The organism is Citrobacter sp. T1.2D-1 (genome assembly GCF_950098555.1).
Classification (GTDB): Bacteria; Pseudomonadota; Gammaproteobacteria; order Enterobacterales; family Enterobacteriaceae; genus Citrobacter_A; species Citrobacter_A telavivensis.
In genome coordinates, this window is sequence record NZ_CATNHH010000034.1 from 1 (window position 1) to 20,734 (window position 20,734).

The window sequence follows — 20,734 nt, forward strand, 5'->3', positions numbered from 1 at the left end:
CTAAATAGCTGCGCGGAATAGTAGATCACTGAAAGGGAACTCAGCCCGGATTGTGCGATCTGATCAATCGCCAAACCAACCAAAACCACCAACCGGACTGAGCGATGCCGATCATAGCACCAATACCCCGTGGCGAACGACGCCTGATGCAGAAAGCTATTCATAAAACGCGCGATAAAAATCATGCCCGCAGACTCACGGCCATGCTGATGCTTCATCGGGGTGAACGGGTCAGCGATGTTGCCAGAACTCTCTGTTGTGCCCGTTCATCCGTTGGTCGCTGGATTAACTGGTTTACGCACTCAGGTATTGAAGGCCTGAAATCCTTACCCGCAGGGCGCTCCCGACGCTGGCCTTTTGAACATATCTGCACCCTGTTACGTGAGCTGATAAAGCATTCTCCCGGCGATTTTGGTTATCAACGTTCACGCTGGAGCACCGAATTACTGGCAATAAAAATCAATGAGATAACCGGTTGCCAGTTACATGCAGGAACCGTTCGCCGCTGGTTGCCATCTGCGGGGCTTGTATGGCGCAGGGCCGCGCCAACTCTGCGTATCCGTGACCCACATAAAGATGAAAAGATGGCGGTAATCCACAAAGCGCTGGATGAATGCAGCGCAGAGCATCCGGTATTTTATGAAGATGAAGTGGATATCCACCTTAATCCTAAAATCGGTGCGGACTGGCAGTTGCGCGGACAGCAGAAACGGGTAGTGACGCCGGGGCAGAACGAAAAATACTATCTGGCCGGCGCACTGCACAGTGGCACGGGTAAAGTCAGCTACGTGGGCGGCAACAGCAAAAGTTCAGCGCTGTTTATCGCTCTGCTGAAGCACCTGAAAGCCACTTACCGGCGGGCGAAAACAATCACGCTGATCGTTGATAACTACATTATCCATAAAAGCCGCGAAACACAGCGCTGGTTGAAAGCAAATCCCAAGTTCAGGGTAATTTACCAGCCGGTTTACTCGCCGTGGGTGAATCATGTGGAACGGCTATGGCAGGCACTTCATGACACGATAACCCGTAATCATCAGTGCCGCTCAATGTGGCAGTTACTGAAAAAGGTCCGCCATTTTATGGAAACCGCCAGCCCATTCCCCGGAGGAAAACATGGTCAGGCAAAAGTGTAGCGGTATTAGGCACAGCTATTTAGCCTGTTGGCAGCAGGCGTCGTGAATGCGGCAGAAGTGTACAACAAAGACGGCAACAAACTGGATCTGTACGGTAAAGTTACCGCTCTGCACTACTTCTCCGACAATGACGGCGATGATGGCGACAAAACTTATGCTCGTCTGGGTTTCAAAGGCGAAACGCAGATTAACGATCAGCTGACCGGTTTCGGTCAGTGGGAATATGAATTCAAAGGCAACAATGCTGAATCAACTGGCAACAAAGGCAACAAAACCCGTCTGGCGTTTGCTGGTCTGAAATTTGCTGAATTTGGTTCTTTCGATTATGGCCGTAACTACGGTGTGGCTTACGATGTTGGCGCATGGACCGACGTTCTGCCTGAGTTCGGTGGTGACACCTGGACCCAGACTGACGTGTTCATGACTGCCCGTACTACTGGCGTTGCAACCTACCGTAACACTGACTTCTTCGGTCTGGTTGAAGGCTGGAACTTCGCGCTGCAGTATCAGGGCAAAAATGGCGCTTCTGGCGAAACCAACAATGGTCGTTCTAAACTCGTTGAGCAAAACGGCGACGGTTTCGGTCTGTCCACCAGCTACGAATATGAAGGCTTTGCTGCTACTGCTGCGTACGCGAAATCTGACCGTACCGATTCCCAGACTCGCGGTGGCGACAACGTATTCTATGCAGCGGGTAAAAACGCTGAAGTATGGGCTGCTGGTCTGAAATATGATGCGAACAACATCTACCTGGCAACCACCTATGCTGAAACCCGTAACATGACCACTTTCGGTGATGTAAACGGTATTGCTAACAAAGCGCAGAACTTCGAAGTGGTTGCACAGTACCAGTTCGACTTCGGTCTGCGTCCGTCCCTGGCTTACCTGAAATCCAAAGCTAAAGACATGGGCGGTTACGGCGATCAGGATCTGGTTGAATATGTTGATGTTGGCGCAACCTACTACTTCAACAAAAACATGTCTACCTATGTTGATTACAAAATCAACCTGCTGGATGACAACAACTTTACCCGTGCAGCGGGTATCTCAACTGACGACATCGTTGCCGTTGGCCTGACCTATCAGTTCTAATTTTTAGAATTGAGCTGTACAAAAAGCCAGCCCACGATGGGCTGGCTTTTTTTCCCCCCGATGTTAAACCGGCCATAAGGAGAATGCCGTGCAAACCTATACAGGACGTTGCCTCTGCGGGCAGAGTCATTTCACCGTCGATGTCGAATCCCTCGACGTCTATGCCTGCCACTGTACGATATGCCAGAAATGGTCTGGCGGTATCGCTATGTATCTGGAAGCCTGTGGACAACCGGTGATGGATCCCGATGCGCCCGGGCCCGCTTACTTTGCATCGTCTTCGCGCGGCGAACGGTATTTTTGTTCCGGCTGTGGTTGCCCACTGTGGATCAAGTTAACCGACACCGAGCGCTATTTCATTCCCTGGACGTTGCTCGAATTTAACGAGGTCGACCGTCGCCGTCTGATCCTTGCCGCCGAGATTTATACCGAGACGCAACCCGCGTTCTGGCGACTCACGGGTCAGTACGCCCGCCTGAGCGGAAAGGAAGTTGAAGAACTGGATAACCGCTGTCAGTTCACCCACTGAGTTATTCGCGTGCGGCCTTCGCCAGACTGAACCACATGCCCACCGCCAACAGAATCAACATGCTTCCGGCACTGCTTAATGCCACGCTATGCGACCAGGTAAAAGCCTGCTTCGCGGCCAGCAGAACCGTATCCGCCATTGCCGAAGGAAGCGTCTGCGCCAGTTGTACCGCTTCACCCATTGAGGACGAGGCGCGTGCGATTTCCCCGGCGTTCAGACCGTCAGGCAGCGCAATTGACGCAGAGAAACTGCGACTGAGCAACAGACCAAAGATAGCAATCCCCAGCCCCGCGCCCAGTTCATAGGCCATCGTTTCGATAGCCCCGGCCGCAGCCGCTTTTTCTGCCGGCGCCGCCGCCATGATCGCCGCCGTTGAGGCCAACAGGGCGCTGGCCGCGCTGAATCCGAGCAATGCCATTAACACCCAGGCCTGAAGTTGCTGGCTACTGAAGTCCGTTGCCGCCAGACCATAGAAACTCAGGGCGCTCAGCGCCATCCCGCCGGTCGCGACTTTCCGCAGCCCCAGCCGAGACACCAGCATCCCGGCAATCGGGCCGCTGAATCCACTGGCGAGCATCACCGGCAGCATAAATAATCCCGCCTGATACGGCGTTAAGCCATGAACAAACTGCAGTTCCTGCGCCATTAGCAGCTCAAAACCGACCAGCGTAATCATCGCCGTCATTGCCATCACCACGCCGCTCAAAATGATACGATGGGTGAACAGGCGCATATCAATCATGGGACGACTCGCCGCCAGTTGAATGCGGACAAACTGCGCCAGCAGCAGTGCGCCGCTCACCAGCGCCAGCGCAATAACGCCGGTGGCGATATGCCCTTTAAGCGCCGTCTTCGCGCTGTAGACCAGCAGCAGAATCGCGACAATCAGCATAATGGCGTGTCCCAGATTCAACGACTGATCGCGGCGTCCGGCCTGACGCGGAACATAGCGCGCGGTAAGTGCTACAACGACCAGTACAATCGGCACATTGATTAAGAACACGGAGCCCCAGTAAAAGTGCTCAAGCAGCATACCGCCAACCAGTGGGCCGAATGCCGCCCCGCCCGATCCCACTGCCGCCCAGACGCCAAGCGCCATGTTGCGGTGGTGCGCTTGCGAAAAGGTGGCGCGGATCCCGGCCAGCGTCGCTGGCACGATCATCGCTGCGCCTATCGCCAAAATGGCACGGGTGGCAATAAGCCAACTGGCAGTATGTGCAAAGGCGGCGGCCAGTGACGCAAGACCGAACAGCGCCCCGCCGAGGATCAGCAGGCGTTTAAAGCCGATACGATCGCCGAGTGCGCCCATCGGCAGTACCATCCCTGCCATCACCAGCGAGTAAATATCAATGATCCACAACAGTTCGTTGCCACTGGCACCCAGCGTCATGCTCAGAGTGGGTGCGGCAACGTGCAGCACCGTTGCATCAATCGCAACAGGAATGTAGACCAGCACAATAATCACTAACGTTAACCACTGACGAAACATAAAACTCCCTACGAAACAAGCTGGACACACGTCCAGCTTTGTCGATCCTACGGAAAATTGAACGTATGTCCAACTTTTTGTTCAGCGCCGTGATTACCAAATAATGAGAGTATTGAATGAGTGAATGATTTTGACGTCGGTGAAGAATGGCAGAACCGCGGGATAAGACAGTAAGCCGAACACGATGGCCGGCCTACTGGCAAAACAACATCAGCCGAGATCGCCGCCGGCAACCGGTAAGGTGATGCCGGTGATATAACTGGCGTCGTCGCTGGCGAGAAACAGAATCGCATTCGCCTGCTCCGCCAGCGTTCCATAGCGGTGCATCAGACTGCTGTCGACGGTCTGATCAATCACCTGCTGATACCACGCCTGTTCCTGGGCAGAGGGCGTTTCTTCATTACGCGGTACAAGACGCGCCGGGGCATCGGTCCCTCCGGGGGCGACGGCATTGATGCGAATGCCGCTTCCGCTGTACTCCATCGCAATCGATCGCGTTAGCGCGTTGACGCCGCCCTTCGCTGCGGAGTAAGGCACGCGATTCACCCCGCCCGTGGCGACGGAAGAGATATTCACAATGCTGCCGCGCCCCTGTTTCAGCATCCAGGGCAGCGCTGCGCGACAGCCCCACAGGGTCGGGAACAGCGAACGGCGGATCTCTTTTTCAATCTGATCCGGCTGATATTCGGCAAACGGTCGGGCCCAGATGGTTCCCCCGACGTTATTGACCAGCACGTCCAGTTGACCAAAATGCGCGACGCCCGCGGCAAAAACCTGCTCGGTGCTTTCCCATTGTTCCAGATCCGCCTCCAGCGCCAGCACCTGACATCCGCCGGACGCCAGGGTTGCCGCCAGTTCATGGACGTGACGGGAACGATCGATGAGCAACAATCGCGCCCCTTCCTGTGCCGCCTGAATAGCCGTCTGGCGACCAATGCCCTGCGCCGCGCCGGTAATGGCCACGACTTTATCGTTAAATCGCATTAAGGCTCCTTATGCCGCGGCACTTTGGCTGGCGATAAATTTTTCATACCAGAAACCAGTTGGCGTAATGCCCCGTTCGCGTAACGCCGTGGTGATGGCGTTGACCATCGGCGGCGGACCGCAGAGATAAATATCCACATCGCCCTGATTCAACAGCGCCTCACTGAGATGATCGGTGACAAACCCGCGCTGTGGGCAACCGCTTTGCGCGTCGGCGACCACAGGCAACCAGCGGAAGCCAGCCAGTTTGTGCTGGAAGGCGTCCAGCGCGTCGGTTTTGACCAGGTCGACGTCGTAGGTCACGCCATATAGCAGCGTGACCTGCCGCGAGCTCTGCTGCGCGGCAAGCGTTTCCAGCATGGACAGCATCGGCGCCAGTCCCGTGCCGCCGGCAAGCATCAACACCGGACGCTCGCCGTGACGCAGATAAAAGCTGCCCATCGGACCGCTGAGTGTGACGGTATCGCCGGGTTGTCCGCGCTGGGTCAACCACTGGCTCATCAACCCTCCGTGCACATTGCGGATCAAAAATCGCCCTTCGTCGCTGCCCGGTAGTGAACTGAACGAATAGGCGCGCTGCTGCGCCGTGCCCGGCACCTGAATGTTGATGTACTGTCCGGACAGAAAATGCAGCGCGACGTGCGGACGCACGACCAGTTCAATCGCCGTCTCAGAGAGCGAATTGATCGCCAGCACGTCTGCATCGGTGGTCGTGATACTGGTTTTGCATTGTGCGGCGGCGACCGGCACGTCAATCACGCAGTCGCTGGAAGGGATCATCTGGCAGGTCAGCACCTGTCGTGCGGTCGCGTCGTCATCGCTCAGCGCCTCTTCCAGAAAGTCCTCTCCCAGCGAATAATCGCCGCTGGCGCAGTGGCATTTGCAGGTGCCGCAGACGCCGTCGGAGCAATCCATCGGCAGGTTTACCTTCTGCCGGTAAGCAGCATCCAGCACCTTTTCACCAGCGTTACACTGAATAAAGCGGGTGATGCCGTCCTCAAAGTTGAGGGCAATTGTAAAGCTCATAAGCACCTCTTAAATATGATAAACGTCAATCACCTGACGGATATAGTCGTTATTGAGCCGTACCGTTTTACGCGTGATGAGCGGCTGATCGCCCTCTTCAACTAACGTGCAGTGCGTGGTGCCGAAGTAGGCATCGGTGTGCTGATAGCGGTGGCTGTAGGTGACCCAGTTGTAGCGCACCTCAACGCCGCCCTCTTTTTCGCCCAACAGTTCGATATTGCCGATCATATGCGTGGTGCGCGGCTCCGGGGTACTGGCACCGGAACGTTCGGTTTTGATGCGGTACACCCGGTCTTCCAGCCCGTCCCGGCTGGGATAATAGATAAGCGAGATCTCCCGCTGCGGGTCGCGGGTGGTTTTATCATCATCGCCCCAGGCAGGCATCCAGAAGACCACTTTTGGGCTATAGCAATGGAGCCACGCATCCCACTGCCGGTCGTCAAGCAGCCGCGCTTCGTAATAGAGAAACTGGCGAACCTGTTCAAGCGTTAACATCCGCCTACCTCCACGCGCTGTGTAATTGACCGCTCATACTGCTGATGTTCCTTTTCCACCGCCGCGAGCATCACGTTCTGCCAGTGGTGGTGGTGAGCGATGTAGAGCGCCTCATCTTCAGATTTGATGCCGCTCAGCAGTGGCGTAAATCCGACATGCTGCGCATGCTCATCGGGTCCGTCCACCCAGTGCAGCGCACCACGACTGAGATCGCTCCATGCCAGATTTTCGCCCAGATAGCCGCGCTGACAGGCGCTGAACTCTTCCAGGTCGTCGGGCGTTCCCATCCCGCTGACGTTAAAGAAATCCTCATACTGGCGGATGCGCAGCGCCCGCGCCGGGTCAGATTCACCTTTGGGCGCAAAACACCAGATCGTCACTTCGGTTTTGTCGACGGCAATGGGGCGAATCACGCGGATCTGCGTTGAGAATTGATCCATCAGGTATACATTGGGATAGAGGCACAAATTCCGTGTCTCATTTACCATCTGGTCGGCGCGATTTTCACCAAACTCCGCCTGCAGGCGTTCACGATGGTCGTAAACCGGACGAACTTCAGGGTTCATCGCCCGCGTCCACAGCAGCATATGGCCGTGTTCAAACCCGTAGCCGCCGCCGAGGCTCTTTGACCAGCCGTTGGCATCTACCGCGCGCGTCCCTTCCGCCTCGTAGTTCCGCCGCGACATGGTGGAGGCGTAGTTCCAGTGCACTACGCTGACGTGATAACCGTCGGCCCCGTTTTCCGCCCCCAGTTTCCAGTTGCCTTCGTAGACGTAGCTGGACGAACCTTTCAGAACCTCCAGCCCTTCGGGAGCCTGGTCGACCATTAGATCGATAATTTTACAGGTCTCGCCGAGGTACGTTTCCAGCGGCAGTACATCCTCACTCAGGCTACCGAACAGAAATCCGCGATAGGAAGCAAAACGCGGCAGCGATTTCAGATCGTGTGAACCTTCATGTTTAAACGTTTCCGGGTAACCGCCGGTACTTTCATCTTTCGCCTTCAGCAATTTGCCGTTATTACTGAAGGTCCAACCGTGAAACGGACAGGTAAAGGAATTTTTATTCCCCGTTTTGCGTCGGCATAACATGGCGCCGCGATGCGCACAGCTATTAATTAACGCGTGCAGTTCGTTCTTTTTATCGCGGGTGATAATAACCGGTTGTCGACCCAGGGTCAGGGTAAAATAATCGCCGGGTTCCGGGATCTGGCTTTCATGCGCCAGAAATACCCAGTTCCCTTCGAATATATGTTTTAGTTCCAGATTAAATAACTGCTCATCGGTAAATATCGAACGATGGCAACGATAAATATGCTTATCACGATCCACAATCAGGGCCTGCGTGATTTTATCTTTTAATGCCGAGAGCGTTTTTTGCATGAGTGTATTCCTCCTGCATCATTCAGGATTTATAAAACGGTACGAGTCAGACAGGCGTCGTGAATTATTCCTGCGCGCGCAGTCGGGTAATACGCTGCTCTTCCTCAGCACGCTGCGCCGCGCACAGCGTAAAGTCGAAACAGACTTCGGTATGTTCACCGTCCAGGTCGCGCTGCTGAATCAACGCAGGGTCGTTGACCTTCACCGGGTCGGCAATCAGGCCATCACGGGTGGCGAAAGCAAAATCATCCCACAGGTACTGGTCACCGTTCAGGTTGATCTGGCTGGTCAGGTGCTTAAAGCCCGGCGCGGAGACAAAGAAGTGGATGTGCGCCGGACGGTTGCCGTGACGACCCAGTTGATCGAGCAATTTTTGCGTCGGGCCGTCCGGCGGGCAACCGTAACCCGAAGGCAGGATACTGCGCACGCTGTAGCGCCCTTCGGCGTCGGTACGAATGCGACGACGCAGGTTGTAGTCGCTCTGGCTCTGATCGAAGAATGAGTAGTTGCCCAGCGTGTTGGCGTGCCAGATATCAACAATGGCCCCGGCCACCGGTTGTCCATGCACGTCTGTGACCTGACCATGCAGCCACATCACGTCGCCAGCATCTTTGCCGTCATCCATCCGGGCGTAGCCATCGGCCAGCGGCGCGTTGGCGACGTACAGCGGACCTTCGATAGTGCGCGGGGTGCCCGTCTCTGATGACAGACGGGATTCAATGGCTTCCTGGCGCAGATCGAGGAAATGTTCAAGACCCAGGCCAGCGGCGAGCAGTGCCGCTTCCTGACGACCGCCCAGTTCATGCAGATAATTCACCGCATGCCAGAATTCTTCCTGCGTGACATTATAGTCGTCGATAAGCGTACAAATATCGCCGAGCAGGCGGTGAATAATCGATTTAAAGCGCTCATTACCTTCCGGTCCATTTAAACCGGCACCTTCACGCAATAATTTCTGTACGTCATCTTGTTGGATAAAAGAGTGGCTCATAGTGCTTCTCACTTATTATTGTCTGTAGGGTTTATGCCGGATAATTCCGGCATGCGGTACGGCTATTATTGGTCGTTACTGTGTATAGACGACGGATGGCGGCACAGCGCTTCTATCCGAATATCCATGAAGGGATAGAGCGGCAGCGCCATTAATATCTGATGTAATTCTTCGGCATCGTTGACATCAAATATACTGACATTGGCGTACAAACCGGCAACGCGCCAGAGATGTCGCCATTTGCCGTCTCGTTGTAACTGTTGGGAATAAGCTTTTTCCCGTGATTTAATCTCGTCGATTTCATTAGCCAGCATTCCGTAAGGAATATTTACGGTCATATCCACTTTAAATAACATTAGGTTCTCCTGTTATTCCCGAGGCTTACGGGCATAAAACTGCAGTTTTTCCTCATCGAGCTCGACGCCAAGCCCTGGCGTTTGCGGCAGCACCACGCAACCGTCGGCGAAGGAGAGCGGAAGGCTGACGATGTCGTCTTTTAGCAGCAGCGGGCCGAACATCTCGGTGCCCCACTGCAACGGCAGGGTTGACCAGGCATGCAGCGACGCCACGGTGCCCACGGTGCCTTCGAGCATCGTGCCGCCGTACAGGCCGATACCCGCCGCCTGCGCAACGTGCGCCAGTTTCAGCACGCTTTCCGGTCCGCCGGCTTTGGCGATTTTCAGGGCATACGCGCCGCTGAACCCCTGCAGTGCCAGACGGTAACCGTCGAAATGGCTGGCAACGGATTCATCCGCCAGAATAGCCGTTTCAATGCGTTGACTCAGGCGAACCAGCGCATCACTGTCCTGGGCACTCACCGGTTGTTCAATCAGGTCGACGCCCATGGCCGCCAGTTCCCGACATCCTCTCGCCGCCGACGTGGCATCCCACGCCTGGTTGACGTCAACGCGGATGCTGGCACGGTCCCCCAGCGCTTCCACAATGGCGCGGGTGTGGCGCAGATCGGTCTCCAGCTCCCGGGCACCGATCTTCAGCTTAAACGCCTGATGCCGCCCGGCATCCAGCAGTCGCTGCCCCTCGGCAATGTCGTTATCCGTATTGCCGCTGGCGAGGGTCCACAGGACCGGCAACACGGTATTCTGCGCGCCGCCCAACAGTGCGGAAACCGGCAGCCCCAGCGCCTTTCCCTGGGCATCCAGCAGCGCGGTTTCAATGGCCGATTTGGCAAACGTATTGCCTTTGATCGCCCGGTTAATGCGTGACGTCAACGCATTCAGATTCCCGGCTGGCTGGCCTTTCAGCAGCGGTGTGAAATAGTGCGTAATCGCGGATTGAATCGCCTCCGGGCTTTCCACCCCATAGCTCAGTCCGCCAATCGTAGTGGCTTCGCCAATGCCGCTAATGCCGTCTGAACGCGTGATCCGCACAATCACCAGCGTCTGGCAACCCATCGTGGTCATGGAGAGTTTGTGAGGCCGAATCGTCGGGACATCAACCAGCCAGCTTTCAATACGTTCAACGGTCGCAGTCATTGTTTCTTCCTGAGCATGAATATCATCACTTTTTGTGCCACCGGTGATAACCCACGGTGACGGTGCTTTTGACAATAGGTGCGCGCCACGAAGGTGGTCAACGGCGATTATCGAAATGTTGTGCGATTATCGGCATGATTGTTACATTGAGGTTAATAATGTGATCCCGGTGGGAAAATACGGATATTCCCCGACTCACGTTCGCCTGCACGGTATAGTTGATGCGGTTAAGGATTTGAATTGCACAGGAGAAGGACTCAATGAGCGATAAAAATCAGTTAGTTATAGGCAGCCCATCGGCTAAATCAGACCCTAACTTTATGCTGTCTCTGGCACGGGGTCTGGAAGTCCTGAATGCGTTTACCCCTCAACGTCAGCGTCTGACGATTTCACAACTCAGCCAGAAAACGCAGATTTCCCGCGCGGCGGTGCGTCGCTGTCTCTATACTCTGGCGGCGCTGGGAATGGTGCACAGTCCAGACGGGCGTAGCTATGAACTGCTGCCGCGCGTGCTGGCCGTGGGACACGCGTATCTTGCGGGGACGCCGCTGGCAAAAGTGGCGCAGGCCGCACTGGATAATCTGGGAAAATCACTCGGTGAATCCTGTTCTGCCGCCACGCTCGACGGTGACAATGTGCTGTACATTGCCCGTGCGGCGGTTAACAACCTGCTCAGCGTCGACATCGGACGTGGCAGTCGACTGCCCGCGTGGGCCACCTCTATGGGACGCGTGTTGCTCAGTGCGCTTCCCGAAGAGCTGCTTGAAGTGACATTGTCACGCGCGCAGTTACTCCGCTATACCCCACACACGATTTGTGACCTGGCAGCGCTGCGGGAAGAGATCGCCCGCGTGCGTATTCAGGGCTATGCGCTGGCCGACAGGCAGATTGAAGTTGGACTCTGTTCCCTTGCCGTTCCGCTGCTTTCCCGCAATGGCACCGTGGTTGCTGCCCTCAACGTCGGGGTGCCAGCGTCATCCATGAGCGCTGCCGCGTTAAAAGAGAAAGCGCTGGCTCCTTTGCGTCGTTCCGCGATGGAGCTCTCACTTCAGCTGTAGCGTGTAACAATTGAACGTCTGTCCAGCTTGTTGATACACTGCCTCTCCAGCAAGAATGGAGGTGGTATGAGCTATCTGAATAAAGATGAGCGTCGCGAAGTAATATTACAGGCGGCCATGCGCGTGGCGCTCGAAGACGGTTTTTCCGCCATGACCGTCCGGCGAATCGCCACAGAAGCGAAAGTGGCGACCGGTCAAGTCCACCACCATTTCACCTCCGCCGGAGAACTTAAATCGCAGGCCTTTGTCCGTCTTATTCGCGCCCTGCTGGATGCGGAACTCGTCGCGGAAGATGCCACCTGGCGCATGCGTCTGCACGCCACGCTGGGCAGTGATGACCGCGGATTCGAGCCCTATATTAAGCTCTGGCGCGAAGCGCAGATCCTTGCGGACAAAGATCCGGAAATCAAAAGCGCCTACCTTCTCACCATGCGCATGTGGCATGAGGAAACGGTCGCCATTATCGAAAGCGGACTCGCCGCCGGAGAGTTCACCACCGCCTCCGCCCCCGCAGACATCGCCTGGCGCTTGATAGCGCTGGTGTGCGGTCTGGATGGCATGTACGTTCTCGGCATTCAGGAGATGGACGATCCGGCGTTTGATCGCCATCTGGATCGCATGATTGCGCTGGAGCTTTTTTCCTGAACGAATGCCTGAACGAATGAATGTTAGCCATTTATACTTTTTATTTACATTTGGTAACACTTAAGCAACCTGTTATTCCCCCTTCACTCCGCGTGGTTGCGCATTTTTATCTATCCTTTCCTCAACATTCATAAAAGCATCAATAAATTCTTAAAAGGGCGTATAGCGCTCTGCGCAGACTATTTCTTTTTTTTCATGAACGCATGTGCATGTGAGGGGTAATATGGCGCGACAAAATGAGAAAAATAACCGTTATCTTTTGAGTGACTGGAAGCCGGAAAATCCCGCATTCTGGGAGAATAAAGGTAAACACATAGCACGAAGAAACCTTTGTATCTCAGTCGCTTGCCTGTTACTTGCCTTCTGCGTCTGGATGTTGTTCAGCGCCGTCGCCGTCAATCTCAATAAAATTGGTTTTAATTTCACCACCGATCAACTCTTTTTATTAACCGCATTACCTTCACTTTCTGGCGCAATATTACGCGTTCCCTACTCCTTTATGGTGCCTATATTTGGCGGACGCCGCTGGACGGTTTTTAGCACCGCGATACTGATTATTCCTTGCGTCTGGCTCGGCTTTGCGGTGCAAAATACCACCACCCCTTTCGAGGTATTTATCATCATCGCGCTGCTGTGCGGTTTTGCCGGTGCAAACTTTGCTTCCAGCATGGGCAATATCAGTTTCTTTTTCCCGAAAGCGAAGCAAGGCAGCGCGCTTGGGGTGAACGGAGGGCTGGGCAATCTCGGCGTCAGCGTGATGCAACTGGCTGCGCCGCTGGTTATCTTCCTGCCGATATTTGCCTTCCTCGGCGTCCAGGGCGTCCCGCAACCCGATGGGTCACTGCTTTCGCTGGCAAACGCCGCCTGGATCTGGGTGCCGCTGCTGGCGATTGCCACAATAGCCGCCTGGCTTGGCACCAATGACATCGCCAGTTCCAAAGCCTCTATCGCCTCTCAGTTGCCGGTGCTCAAGCGTTTTCACCTTTGGCTATTAAGCCTGCTCTATCTGGCAACGTTCGGCTCATTCATCGGCTTTTCCGCAGGCTTTGCCATGCTGGCGAAGACGCAGTTTCCGGATGTGAATATCCTCAACCTGGCGTTTTTTGGCCCGTTTATCGGCGCGCTGGCGCGTTCTGCGGGCGGGGTCATCTCCGACAAGTTTGGCGGCGTGCGCGTGACGCTGATTAACTTCATCTTTATGGCGCTGTTCTCGGCCCTGCTCTTCCTGACGCTGCCCGGCTCAGGTTCCGGCAGTTTTATCGCCTTCTATCTGGTCTTTATGGGGCTGTTCTTAACCGCAGGTCTGGGTAGCGGCTCTACCTTCCAGATGATTGCCGTCATCTTCCGCCAGCTCACTATCTACAAAGTGAAACTGCGCGGCGGCAGCGACGAACAGGCACAGCGTGAAGCGGTGACCGACACCGCCGCCGCGCTGGGTTTTATTTCCGCAATTGGCGCCGTCGGCGGCTTCTTCATTCCTAAAGCATTCGGCAGTTCGCTGGCGATGACCGGTTCCCCCATCGGCGCCATGAAAATCTTTCTGGTGTTTTACATCGTCTGCGTGCTGGTGACCTGGCTGGTCTATGGCCGCCGTAAACCACAACAAAAATAACAACAACTGACGTAGGCCTGATAAGACGCCATGCGTCGCCATCAGGCAATCACGCAATGCCGGATGACGGCTTGCGCCTTATCCGGCCTACAAGACCCTATGGAGCAGGAGAAATGTCATGAGTAAACTGTTGGATCGCTTCCGTTACTTTAAACAAAAGGGTGACACCTTTGCTGACGGTCACGGTCAGGTGATGCATACCAACCGGGACTGGGAAGACAGCTATCGTCAGCGCTGGCAATTTGACAAGATTGTCCGTTCAACCCATGGGGTGAACTGCACCGGCTCCTGTAGCTGGAAAATCTACGTCAAAAATGGTCTGGTGACCTGGGAAACCCAGCAGACCGACTATCCGCGTACCCGTCCGGACCTGCCCAACCATGAACCGCGCGGTTGTCCGCGTGGTGCCAGCTACTCCTGGTATCTGTACAGCGCCAACCGTCTGAAATACCCGCTGGTGCGCAAACGGCTGATCGAACTGTGGCGCGAGGCCCTGGCTTCCCATCCCGATCCGGTGCTGGCGTGGGATTCGATCATGAATGACCCGCAAAAGTGCCAGAGCTACAAGCAGGTGCGCGGTCGCGGCGGGTTTATCCGCTCCAACTGGAAAGAACTCAACCAGCTCATTGCCGCCGCTAACGTCTGGACCGTCAAAACCTATGGCCCGGACCGCGTCGCTGGCTTCTCGCCGATCCCGGCGATGTCGATGGTCTCTTACGCCGCCGGCACCCGCTATCTTTCCCTGCTCGGCGGCACCTGTCTGAGTTTTTACGACTGGTACTGCGACCTGCCGCCCGCTTCACCGATGACCTGGGGCGAACAGACCGACGTGCCTGAATCCGCCGACTGGTACAACTCCAGCTATATCATTGCCTGGGGCTCCAACGTACCGCAAACCCGTACGCCGGATGCCCACTTCTTTACCGAAGTCCGTTACAAAGGCACCAAAACCGTCGCGATTACTCCTGATTTCTCCGAAGTTGCCAAGCTGAGCGATCAGTGGCTGGCGCCAAAACAAGGCACCGACAGCGCGCTGGCCATGGCGATGGGACACGTTATCTTAAAAGAATTCCATCTCGACAATCCCAGCGACTACTTCCTCAACTACTGCCGTCACTACACCGACATGCCGATGCTGGTATTACTGGACGCCCGCGAGGACGGCAGTTACGTGCCGGGACGGATGATGCGCGCCTCGGATCTGGTCGATGGGCTGGGTGAAAGCAATAACCCGGAGTGGAAAACGGTCGCCTGTAACAGCACCGGGGAACTGGTGGTGCCTAACGGTTCGATTGGTTTCCGCTGGGGTGAAAAAGGCAAATGGAACCTTGAATCACTGGCGGCAGGATCAGAAACCGAACTGTCACTGTCATTGCTCGGTCAGCATGATGAGGTGCTGGGCGTCGCCTTCCCCTATTTCGGCGGCAACGAAAACCCCCATTTTCGCAGCGTGAAGCAGGAACCCGTACTGGTGCGCCAACTGCCGGTGAAGCAGTTAACGCTTGCCGATGGCAGCCGATGCCCGGTGGTCAGCGTCTACGATCTGGTACTGGCAAACTACGGCCTCGATCGCGGTCTGGAAGACGCGTACGCTGCGATTACGTATTCCGAGGTGAAAGCCTATACGCCAGCGTGGGCGGAACAGATAACCGGCGTGCCGCGTTTTCAGATTGAAACCATCGCCCGTGAGTTCGCCGATACGGCGCATAAGACCCACGGTCGCTCGATGATTATCCTCGGTGCCGGCGTCAACCACTGGTATCACATGGACATGAACTACCGGGGAATGATCAACATCCTCGTGTTCTGCGGATGTGTCGGGCAGAGCGGCGGCGGCTGGGCGCACTATGTCGGCCAGGAAAAGCTGCGTCCGCAAACCGGCTGGCTACCGCTGGCCTTTGCCCTGGACTGGAACCGTCCGCCGCGCCAGATGAACAGCACCTCGTTTTTCTACAATCACGCCAGCCAGTGGCGTTATGAAAAACTGACCGCGCAGGAACTGCTTTCGCCGCTGGCGGATGCCTCAAAATTCACCGGTCATCTGATCGATTTCAATGTGCGCGCCGAACGCATGGGCTGGCTACCCTCTGCGCCGCAGCTTAATCTCAATCCGCTGACGGTCAAAGCCAGCGCCGAAAAGGCCGGCTTGTCACCCGTGGAATACACCGTTGCGGCATTGAAATCCGGTGATATTCGCTTTGCCTGCGAACAGCCGGACAGCGGTAAGAATCATCCGCGTAACCTGTTTGTCTGGCGTTCTAACCTGCTCGGTTCTTCCGGTAAAGGCCATGAGTACATGCTCAAATATTTGCTCGGTACAGAGAGCGGTATTCAGGGAGAAGCGCTGGGTTCCAGCGAAGGCATTAAGCCAGAAGAGGTGGAATGGCAGTCTGCGGCGATCGAAGGCAAGCTCGACCTGCTGGTGACGCTCGATTTCCGTATGTCGAGCACCTGTCTGTTCTCAGATGTCGTTCTGCCGACCGCCACCTGGTATGAAAAAGACGACATGAATACCTCGGATATGCATCCGTTTATTCACCCGCTGTCGGCGGCGGTGGATCCCGCGTGGGAATCGAAAAGCGACTGGGAAATCTACAAAGGCATCGCCAACGTCTTTTCCGAGGTCTGCGTCGGCCATCTGGGACAAGAAACCGACGTGGTGCTGCAACCGTTACAGCACGATTCACCGGCAGAACTCTCGCAGCCGTTCGACATTCAGGACTGGCGTAAAGGGGAATGCGACCTGATCCCCGGAAAAACCGCGCCAAACATTGCCGTGGTGGAACGCGACTATCCCGCGACGTACGAGCGTTTTACTTCGCTCGGACCGCTGATGGATACGTTGGGTAACGGCGGTAAGGGGATATCGTGGAACACCCAGACGGAGGTCGATTTCCTCGGCAAGCTTAACTACACCAAGCGCGAAGGCCCGGCGAAAGGCCGCCCGCTGATCGAAACGGCAATCGATGCCTCGGAGGTTATCCTGGCGCTGGCGCCGGAAACCAACGGTCAGGTGGCGGTGAAAGCGTGGCAAGCGCTTGGTGCGATGACCGGACGTGAGCATACCCATCTGGCGCTCAACAAAGAAGACGAGAAGATTCGTTTTCGCGATATCCAGGCACAGCCGCGCAAAATCATCTCCAGCCCGACATGGTCTGGTCTGGAAAGCGAGCATGTCTCCTATAACGCGGGCTATACCAACGTCCATGAGCTGATTCCGTGGCGCACACTCTCCGGCCGTCAGCAGCTGTATCAGGATCATCAGTGGATGCGCGCGTTTGGTGAAAGTCTCGTCGCCTATCGCCCGCCGATTGACACCCGCAGCGTCAGTGAGATGCGTGAAATTCCGCCGAACGGCTTCCCGGAGAAAGCGCTGAACTTCCTGACGCCGCACCAGAAATGGGGCATTCACTCCACCTACAGCGAAAACCTGTTGATGCTGACGCTGTCGCGCGGCGGGCCGATTGTCTGGATCAGTGAAACGGATGCGAAAGAGCTCGGTATCGAGGATAACGACTGGATCGAGGCCTTCAACGCCAACGGCGCCCTCACCGCTCGCGCGGTCGTCAGCCAGCGCGTGCCGCCCGGCATGACCATGATGTACCACGCGCAGGAACGCATCATGAATATCCCCGGTTCGGAAGTGACCGGCATGCGCGGCGGGATCCACAACTCCGTCACCCGTGTGTGCCCGAAACCGACGCACATGATCGGCGGCTATGCGCAGCTTGCCTACGGTTTTAACTATTACGGTACCGTCGGCTCCAACCGCGACGAGTTCATCATGATTAGAAAAATGAAGAACATTGACTGGCTGGATGATGAAGGTCGGGATCAGGTACAGGAGGCGAAAAAATGAAGATACGCTCACAGGTTGGCATGGTACTGAACCTCGATAAATGCATTGGTTGTCACACCTGCTCCGTTACCTGTAAAAACGTCTGGACCGGGCGTGAAGGAATGGAGTACGCGTGGTTTAACAACGTCGAGACGAAACCCGGCATCGGCTATCCGAAAAACTGGGAAGATCAGGAGGAGTGGCAAGGCGGTTGGGTTCGCGACGTGAATGGCAAGATCAGACCCCGTCTGGGCGGTAAAATGGGCGTCATCACTAAAATCTTCGCTAACCCGGTCATTCCGCAAATCGATGATTATTACGAGCCGTTCACCTACGACTATCAGCATCTGCACAGCGCGCCGGAGGGAAAACATGTGCCTACCGCCCGTCCCCGTTCGCTCATTGACGGCAAGCGGATGGATAAAATCATCTGGGGGCCGAACTGGGAAGAGCTGCTTGGCGGTGAATTTGAAAAACGCGCCCGCGACCGCAATTTCGACAAGATCCAGAAGGAGATGTACGGCCAGTTTGAAAACACCTTCATGATGTATCTGCCGCGTCTGTGCGAACACTGCCTGAATCCAAGCTGTGTCGCTACCTGTCCGAGCGGTGCCATCTACAAGCGTGAAGAAGACGGGATTGTGCTTATCGATCAGGATAAATGCCGCGGCTGGCGTTTGTGCATCAGCGGCTGCCCGTACAAAAAAATCTATTTCAACTGGAAAAGCGGCAAATCAGAGAAATGCATTTTCTGCTATCCGCGCATTGAGTCCGGCCAGCCGACCGTCTGTTCGGAAACCTGCGTCGGGCGTATCCGCTATCTCGGCGTACTGCTCTACGATGCGGATCGCATTGAAGAAGCGGCCAGCACCGAACATGAAACCGATCTCTATGAGCGCCAGTGCGACGTGTTCCTGAACCCGCACGACCCGGCGGTGATTGAAGAAGCGCTGAAACAGGGGATCCCGCAAAACGTTATCGACGCGGCGCAGCGATCGCCGGTATACAAAATGGCGATGGACTGGAAGCTGGCGCTGCCGCTACATCCGGAATACCGCACGCTGCCAATGGTCTGGTATGTGCCGCCGCTGTCGCCCATTCAGTCCTACGCCGATGCGGGCGGACTGCCCAAAAGCGACGGCGTGCTGCCGGCGATCGAAAGCCTGCGGATCCCAGTGCAGTATCTCGCCAATATGCTGAGCGCAGGCGACACCGGGCCGGTGCTGCGTGCGCTCAAGCGCATGATGGCAATGCGCCACTATATGCGGGCGCAAACCGTCGAAGGCGTCACCGATACTCGTGCGATTGATGAAGTGGGCTTAAGCGTTGAACAAATTGAAGAGATGTATCGCTACCTGGCGATTGCCAACTACGAAGACCGCTTTGTGATCCCGACCAGCCACCGTGAAATGGCGCACGATGCCTTCCCGGAGAAAAACGGTTGCGGCTTCTCCTTCGGCGACGGGTGCCACGGTTCCGATACCAAATTCAATCTGTTCAACAGCAGTCGCATTGACGCCATCAACATCACCGAAGTGCGTGACAAGGCGGAGGGTGAATAATGCAAATCCTCAAGGTGATTGGCCTGCTGATGGAGTATCCGGATGAGTGGCTGTGGGCGTGTAAGGACGACGCGCTGGCACTGGTGCGCCACGATGCGCCAATGCTCACCGACTTCACCGAAGCACTGCTCAACGCGCCGCTGCTCGATAAACAGGCCGAATGGTGCGAGGTGTTTGACCGTGGGCGCGCCACTTCGCTACTGCTGTTCGAGCACGTGCATGCAGAGTCCCGCGATCGCGGCCAGGCGATGGTGGATCTGTTGACGCAGTACGAAAAAGTGGGATTGCAACTCGACTGTCGCGAACTGCCGGACCATCTGCCGCTGTATCTGGAATACCTGAGCGTGCTGCCAGAAACCGACGCACGCGAAGGCTTGCAGAACGTCTCGCCGATTCTGGCCCTGCTGGGGGGACGTTTAAAGCAGCGTGGCACGCCGTGGTATCAGCTATTCGATGCCCTGTTGCTCCTGTCGGGTAGCCCACTTTCAAGTGACAGTGTCACGAAACAGGTTGACACTGAAACGCGTGATGACACTCGTCAGGCGTTGGATGCCGTCTGGGAAGAAGAACAGGTGAAATTTATCGAAGATAACGCCACGGCCTGTGACAGTTCGCCATTACAGCAATATCAACGACGCTTTAGCCAGGACGTGGCGCCGCAGTACGTCGACGTCAGCGCGGGAGGCCCGAAATGATACAGTTCCTGAACGTCTTTTTTTACGACATCTACCCCTATCTTTGCGGGACGGTCTTCATCCTCGGCAGTTGGCTGCGCTATGACTACGGGCAGTACACCTGGCGGGCGTCCTCCAGTCAGATGCTGGACAAACGCGGGATGGTCCTGTGGTCGAATCTGTTCCACATCGGCATTCTGGGGATCTTCTTTGGCCACCTGTTCGGGATGTTAACCCCACACTGGATGTACGCCTGGTTCCTGCCCATCGCGGTGAAACAGCAGATGGCGATGATTGCAGGCGGGATCTGCGGCGTGCTGACGCTGGTCGGCGGTGCGGGGTTGCTGGTACGTCGTCTGACAAACTCCCGCATCCGGGCCACCTCATCCACGGCGGATATCCTGATCCTCTGCATTCTGCTGATTCAGTGCATACTGGGCTTAAGCACGATACCGTTCTCCGCGCAGCACCCGGACGGCAGTGAAATGTTGAAACTGGTGGAGTGGGCGCAGTCAGTTGTGACCTTCCGTGGCGGGGCCTCTGCCCACCTGGACGGCGTGGCGTTTATTTTCCGCGTGCACCTGGTGCTGGGGATGACCATCTTCCTGCTCTTCCCGTTCACCCGTCTGGTTCACGTCTGGAGCGCGCCGTTTGAGTACTTCAGTCGTCGCTACCAGATCGTTCGTTCCCGTCGATAGCCTTCCACTGCCCGGCAGTGCAATCTGCCG

Annotated in this window: 18 protein-coding genes; 10 read left to right on the forward strand and 8 right to left on the reverse strand. The window is 56.0% G+C overall.

The genetic code is table 11. The annotated features are described in order from the left end of the window. The first annotated feature begins 104 nt into the window (after positions 1–104). From QQZ17_RS18170 to QQZ17_RS18180, 3 genes are all read left to right on the forward strand, one after another. The gene (locus tag QQZ17_RS18170) at positions 105–1,136 is read left to right on the forward strand and encodes an IS630-like element ISEc33 family transposase (protein ID WP_046092923.1); all 1,032 of its coding nucleotides are present in this window, start codon (positions 105–107) and stop codon (positions 1,134–1,136) included. 24 nt (positions 1,137–1,160) lie between these two features. Continuing rightward, positions 1,161–2,228 (forward strand): porin OmpC, encoded by a 1,068-nt coding sequence (ompC, locus tag QQZ17_RS18175; protein ID WP_152404656.1) that lies wholly within the window; start codon positions 1,161–1,163, stop codon positions 2,226–2,228. Positions 2,229–2,316: 88 nt separating this feature from the next. After that, a complete protein-coding gene (locus tag QQZ17_RS18180) occupies positions 2,317–2,757 on the forward strand; it encodes a GFA family protein (protein WP_152404653.1) in 441 nt (146 codons plus the stop codon). A gap of 1 nt (position 2,758) precedes the next feature. On the opposite strand, the gene QQZ17_RS18185 is transcribed toward QQZ17_RS18180, so the two are convergent. The 8 genes from QQZ17_RS18185 to QQZ17_RS18220 form a co-directional block, all read right to left on the reverse strand. Continuing rightward, positions 2,759–4,246 carry an MFS transporter gene (locus tag QQZ17_RS18185; protein WP_152404651.1) on the reverse strand — a complete coding sequence of 496 codons (1,488 nt, stop codon included), beginning with the start codon at positions 4,244–4,246 and terminating at the stop codon, positions 2,759–2,761. A gap of 210 nt (positions 4,247–4,456) precedes the next feature. Beyond that, positions 4,457–5,230 (reverse strand): benzoate diol dehydrogenase BenD, encoded by a 774-nt coding sequence (benD, locus tag QQZ17_RS18190; protein ID WP_152404649.1) that lies wholly within the window; start codon positions 5,228–5,230, stop codon positions 4,457–4,459. Between the two features lie 9 nt (positions 5,231–5,239). Then, the gene (gene benC / locus QQZ17_RS18195) at positions 5,240–6,256 is read right to left on the reverse strand and encodes a benzoate 1,2-dioxygenase electron transfer component BenC (protein ID WP_152404647.1); all 1,017 of its coding nucleotides are present in this window, start codon (positions 6,254–6,256) and stop codon (positions 5,240–5,242) included. Between the two features lie 9 nt (positions 6,257–6,265). Further along, a complete protein-coding gene (gene benB / locus QQZ17_RS18200; protein ID WP_152404645.1) occupies positions 6,266–6,751 on the reverse strand; it encodes a benzoate 1,2-dioxygenase small subunit in 486 nt (161 codons plus the stop codon). After that, positions 6,745–8,133, reverse strand: a complete 1,389-nt coding sequence (locus QQZ17_RS18205) for a Rieske 2Fe-2S domain-containing protein (protein WP_152404644.1) — start codon at positions 8,131–8,133, stop codon at positions 6,745–6,747. The genes benB and QQZ17_RS18205 overlap by 7 nt, the downstream gene beginning before the upstream one ends. A 64-nt stretch (positions 8,134–8,197) precedes the next feature. Then, positions 8,198–9,124, reverse strand: a complete 927-nt coding sequence (gene catA, locus QQZ17_RS18210; RefSeq protein WP_152404643.1) for a catechol 1,2-dioxygenase — start codon at positions 9,122–9,124, stop codon at positions 8,198–8,200. Between the two features lie 65 nt (positions 9,125–9,189). Next, complete coding sequence (gene catC / locus QQZ17_RS18215) at positions 9,190–9,480, reverse strand: muconolactone Delta-isomerase (protein ID WP_152404642.1); 291 nt, start codon at positions 9,478–9,480, stop codon at positions 9,190–9,192. Positions 9,481–9,492: 12 nt separating this feature from the next. Next, complete coding sequence (locus QQZ17_RS18220) at positions 9,493–10,665, reverse strand: muconate cycloisomerase family protein (protein WP_187697502.1); 1,173 nt, start codon at positions 10,663–10,665, stop codon at positions 9,493–9,495. A 212-nt stretch (positions 10,666–10,877) separates the two neighbouring features. On the opposite strand from QQZ17_RS18220, the gene QQZ17_RS18225 reads away from it, so the two are divergent. The 7 genes from QQZ17_RS18225 (at position 10,878) to narI (ending at position 20,704) form a co-directional block, all read left to right on the forward strand. After that, the gene (locus QQZ17_RS18225) at positions 10,878–11,675 is read left to right on the forward strand and encodes an IclR family transcriptional regulator domain-containing protein (RefSeq protein WP_152404639.1); all 798 of its coding nucleotides are present in this window, start codon (positions 10,878–10,880) and stop codon (positions 11,673–11,675) included. 66 nt (positions 11,676–11,741) lie between these two features. Next, on the forward strand, positions 11,742–12,320 hold the full coding sequence (locus QQZ17_RS18230; protein ID WP_152404638.1) for a TetR family transcriptional regulator: 579 nt from the start codon (positions 11,742–11,744) through the stop codon (positions 12,318–12,320). A 223-nt stretch (positions 12,321–12,543) separates the two neighbouring features. Beyond that, a complete protein-coding gene (locus QQZ17_RS18235) occupies positions 12,544–13,932 on the forward strand; it encodes a NarK family nitrate/nitrite MFS transporter (protein ID WP_152404637.1) in 1,389 nt (462 codons plus the stop codon). Positions 13,933–14,050: 118 nt separating this feature from the next. Beyond that, on the forward strand, positions 14,051–17,791 hold the full coding sequence (locus tag QQZ17_RS18240) for a nitrate reductase subunit alpha (RefSeq protein ID WP_284554149.1): 3,741 nt from the start codon (positions 14,051–14,053) through the stop codon (positions 17,789–17,791). After that, positions 17,788–19,332, forward strand: a complete 1,545-nt coding sequence (narH, locus tag QQZ17_RS18245) for a nitrate reductase subunit beta (RefSeq protein ID WP_152404635.1) — start codon at positions 17,788–17,790, stop codon at positions 19,330–19,332. Before QQZ17_RS18240 ends, narH begins: the two co-directional genes overlap by 4 nt. Further along, complete coding sequence (gene narW / locus QQZ17_RS18250; RefSeq protein WP_152404634.1) at positions 19,332–20,027, forward strand: nitrate reductase molybdenum cofactor assembly chaperone; 696 nt, start codon at positions 19,332–19,334, stop codon at positions 20,025–20,027. Before narH ends, narW begins: the two co-directional genes overlap by 1 nt. Further along, positions 20,024–20,704: a respiratory nitrate reductase subunit gamma gene (narI, locus tag QQZ17_RS18255; RefSeq protein WP_042318984.1), complete on the forward strand. Its 681-nt coding sequence runs from the start codon at positions 20,024–20,026 to the stop codon at positions 20,702–20,704. Before narW ends, narI begins: the two co-directional genes overlap by 4 nt. The last annotated feature ends 30 nt before the right edge of the window (positions 20,705–20,734 follow it).